14 protein-coding genes, 2 pseudogenes and 1 CRISPR repeat array are annotated in these 12,045 nt (G+C 38.8%); of the genes and pseudogenes, 10 read left to right on the top strand and 6 right to left on the bottom strand.

All coding sequences use genetic code 11. From position 1 onward, the window contains the following. From MTX11_RS15710 to MTX11_RS15680, 7 genes are all read left to right on the top strand, one after another. Window positions 1-350: ArsC/Spx/MgsR family protein (locus MTX11_RS15710; RefSeq protein WP_243475545.1), on the top strand; the 350-nt coding region annotated here is incomplete at its 5' end. A 44-nt stretch (window positions 351-394) separates the two neighbouring features. After that, window positions 395-718, top strand: coding sequence for a metalloregulator ArsR/SmtB family transcription factor (locus MTX11_RS15705; protein WP_004644742.1), 324 nt, complete (start codon window positions 395-397; stop codon window positions 716-718). Between the two features lie 4 nt (window positions 719-722). Further along, on the top strand, window positions 723-1,196 hold the full coding sequence (locus MTX11_RS15700; protein ID WP_005220137.1) for an arsenate reductase ArsC: 474 nt from the start codon (window positions 723-725) through the stop codon (window positions 1,194-1,196). Window positions 1,197-1,201: 5 nt separating this feature from the next. Continuing rightward, window positions 1,202-2,242 (top strand): ACR3 family arsenite efflux transporter, encoded by a 1,041-nt coding sequence (gene arsB, locus MTX11_RS15695; protein WP_004644740.1) that lies wholly within the window; start codon window positions 1,202-1,204, stop codon window positions 2,240-2,242. A 4-nt stretch (window positions 2,243-2,246) separates the two neighbouring features. After that, entirely contained in the window at window positions 2,247-2,951 is a 705-nt protein-coding gene (arsH, locus tag MTX11_RS15690; protein ID WP_004644739.1) for an arsenical resistance protein ArsH, read from the top strand. An 18-nt stretch (window positions 2,952-2,969) separates the two neighbouring features. After that, window positions 2,970-3,920 (top strand): thioredoxin-disulfide reductase, encoded by a 951-nt coding sequence (gene trxB, locus MTX11_RS15685; protein WP_243475544.1) that lies wholly within the window; start codon window positions 2,970-2,972, stop codon window positions 3,918-3,920. Window positions 3,921-4,016: 96 nt separating this feature from the next. Beyond that, window positions 4,017-5,108, top strand: coding sequence for an ArsO family NAD(P)H-dependent flavin-containing monooxygenase (locus MTX11_RS15680; protein ID WP_431605722.1), 1,092 nt, complete (start codon window positions 4,017-4,019; stop codon window positions 5,106-5,108). 162 nt (window positions 5,109-5,270) lie between these two features. On the opposite strand, the gene MTX11_RS15675 is transcribed toward MTX11_RS15680, so the two are convergent. From MTX11_RS15675 to MTX11_RS15665, 3 genes and pseudogenes are all read right to left on the bottom strand, one after another. Next, window positions 5,271-6,122 carry a universal stress protein gene (locus MTX11_RS15675; protein WP_004726781.1) on the bottom strand — a complete coding sequence of 284 codons (852 nt, stop codon included), beginning with the start codon at window positions 6,120-6,122 and terminating at the stop codon, window positions 5,271-5,273. Between the two features lie 12 nt (window positions 6,123-6,134). Further along, a complete protein-coding gene (locus MTX11_RS15670) occupies window positions 6,135-7,622 on the bottom strand; it encodes a SulP family inorganic anion transporter (protein WP_243475542.1) in 1,488 nt (495 codons plus the stop codon). Between the two features lie 646 nt (window positions 7,623-8,268). After that, window positions 8,269-8,598: a CRISPR direct-repeat array (repeat unit 29 nt; unit sequence GTGAGTTATCGCATAGGCGATTTATAGAA). A 96-nt stretch (window positions 8,599-8,694) separates the two neighbouring features. After that, window positions 8,695-8,799: pseudogene (locus MTX11_RS15665) on the bottom strand (IS3 family transposase); the annotation flags it as partial. 180 nt (window positions 8,800-8,979) lie between these two features. Here MTX11_RS15665 and MTX11_RS15660 point away from each other — a divergent pair. Beyond that, window positions 8,980-9,228, top strand: a complete 249-nt coding sequence (locus MTX11_RS15660) for a type II toxin-antitoxin system Phd/YefM family antitoxin (RefSeq protein ID WP_004282044.1) — start codon at window positions 8,980-8,982, stop codon at window positions 9,226-9,228. Next, window positions 9,218-9,418 (top strand): annotated as a pseudogene (locus MTX11_RS15655) (type II toxin-antitoxin system RelE family toxin); the annotation flags it as partial. The gene MTX11_RS15660 and the pseudogene MTX11_RS15655, both read left to right, overlap by 11 nt. A 197-nt stretch (window positions 9,419-9,615) precedes the next feature. Here MTX11_RS15655 and MTX11_RS15650 read toward each other — a convergent pair. The 3 genes from MTX11_RS15650 to MTX11_RS15640 all read right to left on the bottom strand — a co-directional run bounded on the left by MTX11_RS15650 (window position 9,616) and on the right by MTX11_RS15640 (window position 10,984). Further along, entirely contained in the window at window positions 9,616-9,804 is a 189-nt protein-coding gene (locus tag MTX11_RS15650) for a hypothetical protein (protein ID WP_004282042.1), read from the bottom strand. Window positions 9,805-10,124: 320 nt separating this feature from the next. After that, window positions 10,125-10,358, bottom strand: coding sequence for a hypothetical protein (locus tag MTX11_RS15645; RefSeq protein WP_004282041.1), 234 nt, complete (start codon window positions 10,356-10,358; stop codon window positions 10,125-10,127). Further along, complete coding sequence (locus MTX11_RS15640; RefSeq protein ID WP_004282040.1) at window positions 10,355-10,984, bottom strand: AAA family ATPase; 630 nt, start codon at window positions 10,982-10,984, stop codon at window positions 10,355-10,357. The genes MTX11_RS15645 and MTX11_RS15640 overlap by 4 nt, the downstream gene beginning before the upstream one ends. Before the next feature lie 172 nt (window positions 10,985-11,156). On the opposite strand from MTX11_RS15640, the gene MTX11_RS15635 reads away from it, so the two are divergent. After that, window positions 11,157-11,908, top strand: a protein-coding gene (locus MTX11_RS15635; RefSeq protein ID WP_243475541.1) for an IS5 family transposase whose coding sequence is annotated in 2 segments (ribosomal slippage) — window positions 11,157-11,391 and window positions 11,391-11,908 — 753 coding nt in all. Because the reading frame shifts where the segments join, the coding sequence is not laid out codon by codon here. Window positions 11,909-12,045: the final 137 nt, after the last annotated feature.

Genomic DNA, 12,045 nt, shown 5'->3' with positions numbered 1-12,045 from the left:
ATGGAAAGGATTCATATGCTGCACCTTTAGCTAAAACAGTCTTCAGCTTACCATTCGTGGTTATTTGCAACAGTGCCGGTTTAAGTGTTAGAGAAGCAATTCGTAAAAATGTACCTCCATATTCTGATTTAGAAATTGTTCGGGAAGATTGGTCTGATGAACAGCTTTTAAATTTTATGCTTCAACATCCTATTTTGATTAACCGCCCATTCGTTGTTACGGATTTAGGTACACGTTTGTGTCGTCCTTCTGAAGTTGTTTTGGATATTCTCCCGTTTCCTCAGAAAGGCGCATTTAGCAAAGAAGATGGTGAAAAAATTATTGATGAAAATGGCCTAAGAATTAAATAGCACTTTCTCATCTCTTGAATGGAAAGAATGTGAAGGAGACTTATATGGATCAAGTTAATTTTTTTAAATGCTTATCAGATGAAACACGTCTCAATATAGTGACATTAATTGTTGAAAATAAAGAATTATGTGTATGTGATTTGACTGAAAAACTACAACTCAGTCAACCTAAAATTTCAAGACATTTAGCCCTTTTACGTGCTTCAGGGCTACTTCAAGATCGCAGACAAGGCCAATGGGTTTACTACAGTATCAATCCAAAATTGGCCAACTGGTGTTATGAAATTTTAGATATTTTGAAGACGGTTCAATCTCAATCAAAGCTGGATGATCAACACCCCCTTTCTGTAAATAGTTATTGTGAGTAATTCAATGAAATTTTTATTTTTATGTACTGGAAATAGCTGCCGTAGCATTTTGTCTGAAGTTTTGTTTAATAGCCGAGCACCAGAAGGTTGGAAAGCCTATAGCGCTGGGAGTAAGCCTTCAGGTCAAGTTCACCCGCTAACTTTAGAAACCCTTGAAAACTTAAGATTATCTACCGAAGGTTTATGGAGTAAAACGATTAATGATTGTGAACAATATCAACCTGATGTTGTGATCACAGTATGTGATTCTGCTGCTCAAGAAGCATGTCCACTTTATTTGGGTGGAGCAATCAAGGCACATTGGGGCTTGGCTGATCCTTCACACTTAGACGTGAATAAAGAAGAAAAAATGAAAGCCTTTATGAGCACTGTTGAACATATCAATCGTCGCTTAGATGCTTTATTTAAACTTAATGTAGATAAACTATCTCGCTCAGAATTGATTGCAGCAATTAATCAAATTTCGAACGTTGAGTAAGTGAAATGTCTGAAAAACGCTTATCTTTTTTAGATCGCAACCTGACGCTATGGATTTTTATTGCCATGGCCTTAGGCATTGCCATCGGAAACTTCTTTCCTCAGGCTTCTGTCGCACTCGATAAATTAAGCATTGATTCAGTGAATATTCCAATCGCGATTGGTCTTATTCTAATGATGTATCCACCACTGGCAAAAGTGAACTATGCGACTTTGCCACAAGTGTTTAAGGATAAGAAAACCCTTACTTTATCCTTAGTACAAAACTGGCTGATCGCGCCAGTACTCATGTTTGCCCTGGCAATCATATTTTTACATAGTTATCCAGAATATATGACCGGTGTCATCCTGATCGGTCTTGCTCGATGTATTGCCATGGTTCTGGTGTGGAATGGCTTGGCGTGTGGTGATAATCAATATGTTGCAGCATTAGTTGCCTTTAACAGCATCTTCCAGATTCTATTTTTCAGTACCTATGCCTGGTTATTCCTGACCTTCCTTCCACCCTATTTTGGTGTCGCTTCGCAGGTCATTAATGTCGATTTCTGGACCATCACCCATGCTGTTCTGGTTTATCTTGGTATTCCGTTCTTATTAGGTTTCTTAACGCGATGGATTTTGGTGAAACAGAAAGGCGTGGAATGGTATGAAACCAAGTTCATTCCGAAAATCAGTCCGCTGAGTTTAATGGCTTTGCTGTTCACCATTCTGGCCATGTTTAGCCTAAAAGGCGGTGATGTCGTGAGTCTTCCGCTTGAAGTTTTACGCATCGCGATTCCTTTAACCATTTATTTCGTTTTAATGTTCTTCATCAGCTTCTTTATGAGTAAATGGATGGGCAATGACTATCCTAAGACCACAGCAATTGCATTTACCGCAGCGGGGAATAATTTTGAATTATCACTTGCAGTAGCGATTGCAACTTTTGGTATCGCTTCGCCTGTTGCTTTTACCACGATTATTGGCCCACTGGTCGAAGTTCCTGTGTTGATTGCCTTGGTGAGTGTTTCACTCTGGCTGAGAAAGAAAGTTTTTAAAGAGGCCTAACTCTATGAATCTCCCAAATGTAGATCTAAATCTTCTTGAGCAACCCACCTTTGAAAAAGTTCAAGCCAAAGAACTTGCTCATCCTCCGCGAATTTTGCTGCTGTATGGCTCTAATCGAGAACGTTCTTACAGTCGCCTTGCAGTTCTTGAAGCCGGTCGAATCCTTGAGCATTTTGGGGCGGAAATAAAAATCTTTCATCCTAAAGGGCTTCCTTTACCAGAAGATGCGGATACTGAGCATCCCAAAGTAAAAGAACTGCATGAGCTTTTAGCATGGTCAGAAGGCATGGTCTGGTGTTCACCTGAACGCCATGGTTCTATGAGTTCAATCTTTAAATCTCAAATCGACTGGATTCCACTGGCAGGAGGGGCAATCCGTGCAACCCAAGGTAAAACTCTTGCCTTGATGCAAGTCAGTGGCGGATCACAGTCATTTAACAGCCTGAACCAGATGCGTATTTTGGGGCGGTGGATGCGGATGATCACCATTCCAAATCAGTCTTCAGTTCCAAAAGCTTTTTTGGAGTTTGAAGAAGATGGACGAATGAAACCTTCGGCTTTCTATGACCGGATTGTGGATGTGATGGAAGAGTTATTTAAGTTCACCCTACTGACTCGTGGACAAAGCAAATACCTGACAGATCGTTATTCAGAACGTAAGGAATCAGCTGAAGAATTATCTAAACGTGTCAATCAGCGCAGTTTGTAAACTGCCAGGTGATCTTAAATGCAAAAGAGACATTCTAAATTAATCATTCTTGGCTCAGGTCCCGCGGGTTACAGCGCTGCGGTATATGCAGCACGGGCTAATCTTAAACCTACTTTAATTGCAGGCTTACAACTCGGTGGTCAATTAACCACGACCACTGAAGTCGATAACTGGCCGGGTGATCCAGAAGGTTTAACAGGCCCTGCACTCATGGAACGTATGCAAGCGCATACGGAACGTTTTGGTACCGAAATCGTCTATGACCATATCAGTGAAGTGGATTTAAGCGTTCGTCCATTCGTGCTGAAAGGCGATATGGAAGAATTCACCTGTGATGCCCTGATTATTGCCACAGGTGCAACGGCACAATACTTAGGTCTTGAGTCTGAAGCTAAATTCATGGGGCAAGGTGTAAGTGCCTGTGCAACTTGTGACGGTTTCTTCTATAAGAACCAGAAGGTGATGGTTGTAGGCGGTGGTAACACTGCGGTTGAAGAGGCGCTTTACCTGTCTAATATTACAGCTCACGTGACTTTAGTGCATCGCCGAGCTTCATTGCGTTCTGAAAAAATTCTACAAGACCATCTTTTTGCAAAACAGAAAGATGGCAAAATTAGCATTCTTTGGAACAATCAAGTGGATGAAGTGTTAGGCGATAACACCGGAGTAACTGGAGTGCGTTTAAAATCCACTGTAGATGGATCAAAGCAAGATATTGAGGTACAGGGTTTATTCGTGGCAATTGGTCACAAACCAAATACTGAGATGTTTTCAGCGCAACTTGAGTTACGTGATGGCTATATTCAGATCCAAAGCGGAACAGCGGGGAATGCCACTGCTACTTCAGTGCCAGGTGTATTCGCTGCCGGTGATGTGGCTGATTCAGTTTATCGCCAAGCGATTACTTCAGCAGGCTCTGGTTGTATGGCTGCATTAGATGCTGAAAAATATCTTGATAGTTTAAGTTGATTTTGATGTTGTCATAAAAATATAGTGAATATTGTAAAAGCCCAGTCTTCAGGATTGGGTTTTTATATTAAAGAAAAAATAAAAGGGGAAAAGGCTTTGAATCAGAAACAGACGGAAACTGATGTCATCATTATCGGTGGTGGACAGGCAGCTTTATCTACAGCTTATTTTTTAAAGCGAAAAAAAATACCATTTATTATTTTAGATGATCAAAATCAAGCAGGTGGAGCCTGGTTACATGCTTGGAATTCTTTGCGTCTGTTTTCACCGAATAGCTGGAGTTCCTTACCTGGTTGGGTTATGCCGAATACAGAACAAACGTATCCGACCAAGAAAGAAGTTATTGAATACTTGCAGCAATATGAGCAGCGTTACCACTTTCCGATTATTCGTCCTGTATATGTTGATCACGTCAAAAGCGAAGGAGAAGTATTGAGTGTGCATGCAGGTGAACAGACATGGAGAGCCAAGGCTGTAATCAGTGCAACGGGCACCTGGAGTCATCCTTATATCCCATCTTACCCTGGCCAAGAAAATTTCAAAGGTCTGCAATTACACTCCGCCCATTATCAAAATGCAGAACTTTTTAAAGATAAGCACGTCATGATAGTCGGTGGTGGAAATTCTGGAGCACAAATTTTGGCTGAAGTTTCCCAAGTGGCAGACACTCTTTGGATCACGCCAACACCTCCTCAATTTTTAGCAGATGATGTTGATGGCCGTGTACTGTTTTTACGTGCGACAGAGCGTTTAAAGGCACAATTAGAAGGCCGTACAATAGATCAGCCTGTTGGCGGTCTGGGTGATATTGTCATGATTGATTCAGTCAAAGATGCACGTGCACGAGGCGTTTTACATAGTGAGCGCCCATTTTCGGTTTTTACGGAAAATGGCGTGATTTGGGAAGATGGATCTTTTCAACAGGTTGATGCAGTGATTTGGTGTACTGGATTTAAAGCGACTTTAGACCATTTAAAGCCACTTGGAATAGTAGAGGAAAATAATACGATACTGGTTGAAGGAAGCAGATCAGTCAAACAATCTAACCTATGGTTAGTAGGATATGGTGAATGGACCGGACTTGGTTCAGCGACACTGGTGGGTGTTTCAAGGGCAGCGAGAGCCACAGTGGATGAAATCGTTGCTTATCTACACGAAGTTGATACTAAAAATTCTTTAGAAAAATAAGCTATCTACTCCCTTAGATGATTTTAAAGCCAATTCTTTTACTTTCATGCTTCAGCTATATCAGGTGAGTTAAAGTAATTCCATTTTCATAATTTTAGTCGCCCTACCTAATTATAAATACCAAGCCTTGAATAGATAAAAAATCTATTCAAGGCTTTAGGGTCATCTCAATAAAAGTACAGGTTTTATTGAGCTTGACAACAATTTGGTCGTCGTACTCCCAATAAAAAACTGGCGTATCTTTGAGTGACCATATGCACCAACCACCATCATATCAATAGCGTTTTTCTCTTGGTAATCTAATATTGATTTATCGACATCACCTTCAAGTACGATATCAATTACATTAAAACCATTATTTGCAAGCAGCTCTTTTGCCCAAGTAACTTGAGATGTCATATCACTATTTGGCTTACCAACATATACCACATGAGCTGTCAGGGTTTTTAATAAAGGACTATTTGCAATTTTGTCTACACAAATACGTGCAGTAGGACTTCCATCAAAAGCAATTAAAAAAGACTTAGGTGGACTAAAGGGTGCAGATGTTATTAATACGGGTTTATGAAGGGCACGAACAACATTTTCAATATGGGTTCCAACTTTACTGGAATCATGCTCGGTTTCAGTTCCATGCTTCCCCATAATAAGAACTCGAATGTCTTCTTCCATTCCCATAATTGTTTCTAAAAGACTGCCGTGACGTTGAAAACTTTGAGCATCAATAGAGAACTTCTCCAATAGATAATTCTTTGCTTCCCGAAGAAGAATTTGGCCATGCTCTAGCTCAATCTTCCCCTTACGCTCTTCAAGTTCAACCAACTCATTTAGCAATGTTTCTCGACTTCCCAAGCCGATTGCACCGCTTAAATCTTGTGGTGCTTTCGCTTTTGGCTTATCAATAACATGTAATAACTTAAGCGGTGAACTAAGTTTATCGCTAAACCAAGCTGCATAATCACAAACGGTATTTGTTGCTAATGATCCATCAATACATGCAATAATTTTTGACATAATTCATCCCTCTTAGTGGATATTTAAGCGATCTAAAGCATCTGGCTTATCATGGATACCAAACTTATCGACTAAGGTTTTGCTGGCTTCATTCATTCCAATAAGTTCGACTTCTGTTCCTTCACGTCTAAACTTAATGACCACTTTATCTACGGCAGCGACCGCAGACACATCCCAGAAGTGAGCCTGGCTAACATCAATCACAACTTTTGAAAGTGCTTCTTTGAAATCAAATGCAGAAGTAAATTTATCTGCTGAGCTGAAGAACACTTGACCTGTTACCGTATAAATACGGGTATTTTCAGGTTCATTAAATTCGGACTGAATTGCCATGTAGCGTTCAATTTTATTGGCAAAAAATAATGCAGAAAGAAGTACACCGACTAATACGCCATAAGCCAAGTTATGTGTTGCAACGACCACGACGACTGTAACGATCATCACGATATTGCTAGAAACTGGATATTGGCGAATATTTCGTAATGAATCCCAGTTAAATGTTCCGATTGCTACCATGATCATGACCGCAACCAGTGCAGCCATTGGAATGACTTTGAGCCAGTCACTGATAAACACCACCATAATTAACAGGAAGACCCCAGCACTAAATGATGATAAACGGGTACGTCCACCAGATTTCACATTAATAATGGATTGACCAATCATGGCACAGCCTGCCATTCCGCCTAAAAAGCCAGATGCGACATTGGCAACACCTTGTCCTTTACACTCACGGTTTTTATCACTATTGGTATCGGTTAAATCATCCACAATTGTTGCGGTCATCATAGATTCAAGCAAACCGACGGCTGCTAATCCCAGTGAATAAGGCAAAATAATAGCTAAAGTTTCAAGATTTAAAGGAATATCAGGAAGTAAGAAAATTGGTAGCGTATCTGGTAATTGCCCCATATCGCCTACGGTTCTTACATCTAAACCAATGAACAAGGCAAAGAGCGTAAGGAGGACAATACAAATGAGAGGAGAGGGTAAAAGCTTCCCTATCACTGGGATATAAGGGAATAGATAAATAATAGCTAAACCTCCAACTGTCATCGCATAGACATGCCATGTCACATTGGTGAGTTCAGGCAATTGAGCCATAAAAATTAGAATAGCTAAGGCATTCACAAAGCCAATCACGACTGACTTTGATACAAACCGCATCAGAGCACCTAATTTTAGATAACCTGCTAGGATTTGAATAAATCCTGTCAAAATTGTGGCTGCTAATAAGTATTGCAGACCATGGTCTTTAACCAGTGTGACCATTAATAAAGCCATTGCACCAGTTGCAGCAGAAATCATACCAGGGCGACCACCTACGAAAGCAATCACAACTGCAATACAGAATGAAGCATATAGCCCGACTTTAGGATCGACACCTGCAATGATGGAGAAGGCAATTGCTTCAGGAATTAGAGCCAAAGCAACAACAATACCCGCAAGAACATCCCCGCGAATATTGGAGAACCATTGTTCTCGAATAGTGGATAACATGAAAATAGCCTATTTTTTTAAATTTTAGGAAAGGCTAGTGATGTGATATATGACACACAAGCTACTACACCTCATCACTAGACAGTGATGAGTTATTTACTGAATTAAGAGGTAAATAAACTTATGGTGGCGTAAGTGTCATATTAAGAAAGATATCTATTTTGGAGGATTTCGGGGGCAATGATAGCAGCTAGGTCCTTTTATATCCACCCTAGCCGCAATTTGAAAGAAAATATAGGACACTTCTGCAAATAAAAATTTGAGTCAATGATGTTCCCTTGAAGAAATGGATTTGAACAACCATCAAAAATAGCAGTTAAAGACAGCTACTTTTATTTTGTACATGCTTATTTTATTGGGATTGCGCTTAAGTGATATAAATTTTACAAAGGGTAGATAAAAATTGATACTTTTTCTTAGATCAACACTTTAGTGTAGCTTTAGAGCATACTCCAAGTTTACATAACATCTCTTATAGGAATTTCTTTGTAAGTTTCGCGTAAAGTTCTATAAAATCACCTAATTTTTTAATTCACGATTCAAGTTATTGAATATATTTAAATTTTTTTCATTAAATTTTTTTTGATTTTTTGCATAAAAAACTGTAAATTATTAATTAATCACATTATATATTCTTAATATTGTTGTGAGTTATCGCATAGGCGATTTATAGATCCTATTGACATTGCACCATCTGTCAATTGAAGTGAGTTATCGCATAGGCGATTTATAGATCCTATTGACATTGCACCACCTGTCAATTGAAGTGAGTTATCGCATAGGCGATTTATAGAATCACTAGAGGTGAATGAGCCACTTGGTTATGGTGAGTTATCGCATAGGCGATTTATAGAAATTCTGACTTCACTAAAATTCGTCTGACTGAAGTGAGTTATCGTATAGGCGATTTGTAGATCCATTTTGACCTCGTGTAAGCCCAAGTGTTGGCGAGTTATCGCATAGGCGATTTTCAGAAAGTCCATTTTAAAAATGGGCTTTTTTGATGGTGAGTTATCGCATGATTTTGAAATTAGTTATTTAAGATTCTCTATAAACATGTCACCTTTCGCTCCAACTCATCAACTGATTTAAATTCCTCACCATAGAAACCCTCTGATTTTAGTATTCCAAAGAAGCTCTCCATTGCAGCATTATCTAGGCAGTTGCCTTTAGCCGAATCAACGATTAGGAATATCAACTACACATTCAAAAATCTATTGCTCTTTTAGTATTCATTTATGTTTCTTGTAAGAGTCTTTAAAAGTACATTTAATCATGCTTTTAAGTATGCTATTGTTCCTGCATCACTTGTAGCAATTCACCTAGACGCCAAACACTACTCTATAGAGGCTTAACCATGACTCAACTAATCCATGCGCGAATGACTGCAAGTATTACTGAACTCAAAAAGAGTCCGATGGATACAGTTTTGGCAGGCAAAGGTGAGCCTGTCGCAATCCTCAATCGTAATACACCAGCGTTTTACTGTGTTCCTGCTGATCTATATGAAACGATGATGGAGCAACTAGAAGAATTGGAACTGAATAAGATTGCAGATGCTCGTGCGAATCAGAAACGCGTTCGAGTAAATATTGATGACCTATAAGTTAGACTTTTTAGAAGAAGCATTAGCAGAATGGAACAAGCTGAATCCAAGCATTAAGCAACCATTGAAGAAAAAGTTGATCAAGGTTTTGGAGAATCCTCGTATTCCCAAAAATAAGCTGTCAGGACATCCTAACCGCTACAAGATCAAACTTCGCAGTATTGGCTATCGTTTGGTTTACGAAGTCATTCATAAATGATGTAATGCCCATAAGCATGATATGCCCATGAATACATTTGTGCTTATGGGCATTTTTTATTTCAGTATCCTCTGATTGAATAGTTGTTTATTGCAACTTATTTGAAACTAATTGAAAACTAAAAAGAAACCAATATATAACTAATTTATGGGGTGCTGCTTAATACAGACAGGATTCATTCAGAACATTTAAGCAATCACATACTGCCACAACCAAACCAATAATCGCATTACACCTAAAATCACTGCTGCATAGGCGTGTAAAATCAAATAAACAAAGGTAATCCAGCCACTTGCTTCATCGACCTCACGACCTGAATATTCGCACAACACTACAAAAGCTACAGCCCATATCTCCATCACAATCGTTGTTTTCAATACTCATAACCAAGGAAAATGCAGCAACCACACCCAAGCAATAAAAAGCAGTGCAACCGTGAGTAAAATCTTACTGAGCTGTCCCAAGATTTGTAATGACCTACTCCATTGAGGAGCTCGGTCGGATAATAGGAGGACTGCTCCCTGTATCCTAGACATGAGATAAGTCACGAAGAAGTCATTGAGATTTTATGGAAGAAAATTCTCGACATCATTAGCCATTAATTTTTATAGGGACTGTATTAAGTTGAATCTAGTACAGTCCCTATATTAAAACCAATTTACAACTAAATTGGTTTCAAATTGATTTTTATTTAGTTTCACTCTTCTTTTAACCTCTTCAAAGCAAATCTGATAATTCCATTATGCGTTTGTCCATACTTTTCAGCCAACTCAGTGAGTAACTGATATTCATATTCGTTCATTGGAATTGTATGCGTCTTAAATTTTCTAGGTGCTTTCGAATCTAGTTTTTGAGTAGTTTCCTCGTTAGCACCATTGATGAAGGCTTCCATTTCGGGAGAAGGTTTTGCCAATTCTCTTTTCTTAATCATGCTAAAAGCTCCTCCATAAAAGCCTCAAACTCCGCTATTGCTTTTGGATTATTGGATTCAATAACACCTTTGCCTTCAGCAGTGACATCACGGTAAACCTTGCGATCATGGATTACTGATGACAAGGCTGTGAACAATGGGAAGTCAGCGAGATAATCGTTTGCTTGCTGTACTTCAGACACTGATGGATTTGTAGGTGCCAATGTTAGTAAGCCAAAAGGTTTCAAGTCTTCATTGAATGACTTGGCTTGATCTATGACTTCAGAGAGATGAGGTAGGGTATCTAGATCGAATTGAGATGGTCTAAACGGTACTACAAGGTAATGAGCTGTGAGCATTGCTGTTCTCAGCTCTTTACTATCATGACCTGCAACATCAACAACAACATAGTCATAACGACTATCCAAGTCTTTTAAAGTGTTTTTGATATCGCCATAGCGTTGTACACAATGCACTTTAGGTAAGTCAGTATTATCCCTGTCTTTAACCCAATTCGCTGAACTTTGCTGAGGATCAGCATCAACTAAAACTATGTCTTTGTTATGTTTAGCAAGATATGATGCAATGTTGATGGCTATTGTCGATTTACCACATCCACCTTTTTGACTTCCAATCAAGATAATCATTTTATTTGTAATTTGTAACTAATTTGAATGCAATATAGTTGTATTTTCAAGTGGTGTAAATGACAACTTAAAAAATTCTGTTATCTGCTGATTTAGGGCATGTCCTCATTTGAAGAATTAGTTTTAAATACTTAAAATCCTCCTTTGAGTTATTTTTATTTCTATATTTTCAATGGCACGTACTCTTCTTACCGATGATATCTGGCAGCAAATTCAAGATACTATGCGATTACATGGTTGCTACCGTTCAAAGAATAGTAGAAATATCATGGAAGCGATCTTATGGAAACTGCATACAGGCGCCACATGGCGTGATATTCCTCAAGAATTTTGTCCTTGGCAAACTGCTTATAATCGTTTTAATCGTTGGGCAAGCAAGGGATTGTGGAATAAATTTTTTTTAGATTACGAGGCGTCTTGGATCAAGAATGGGTATTCATTGACGGAAGCTACATACGCGTGCATCAACATGCAAGTGGAGCTCGGAATGGTTTCGAAAGAGCAATTGGACAATCACGTGGTGGACGAACAACAAAAATACATCTTGCAACCGACGCGAATGGATTACCGATTGATTTTAAAATCACTGGGGGTGGCGTCCACGACAGTCAAGTTGTAAAACAACTGATTGATACTGTAGGCGAGGCAACTTATCTCATTGCTGATAAGGGGTATGATGCTGAGCACATTAGAATATATGCCCAGAACAAGGATATGATTCCCATTATTCCAATGAGATCAAATAGTAAAAGATCGAATAAGGAGTTTGATAAATATCTATATAAATTAAGACATTTAGTTGAAAATGTGTTTGCGAGATTGAAACATTTCCGAGCGATTGCAACCCGATTTGATAAGCTTGCACGAAATTATCAGTCTATGATTTACATTGCTTACATGTTTATTTGGTGTAAAGCCAAATGAGGACACGCCCTAGCATTAGTCTACATTTTCCCACCTAAATGATGGTTATTCTTCATACTGATTAGACTTCCTTCATAAATCATTTTTTAACCAATTTAATTGTTTATCTTTCACCCAATCTAAATTGTATATGCCAG

The sequence above is a fragment of the Acinetobacter lwoffii genome (assembly GCF_022809915.1).
In the GTDB taxonomy this organism is placed as follows: domain Bacteria; phylum Pseudomonadota; class Gammaproteobacteria; order Pseudomonadales; family Moraxellaceae; genus Acinetobacter; species Acinetobacter lwoffii_M.
Note: the sequence above shows the minus strand (reverse complement) of the source record. Positions and strands in the feature narration are given on the sequence as shown.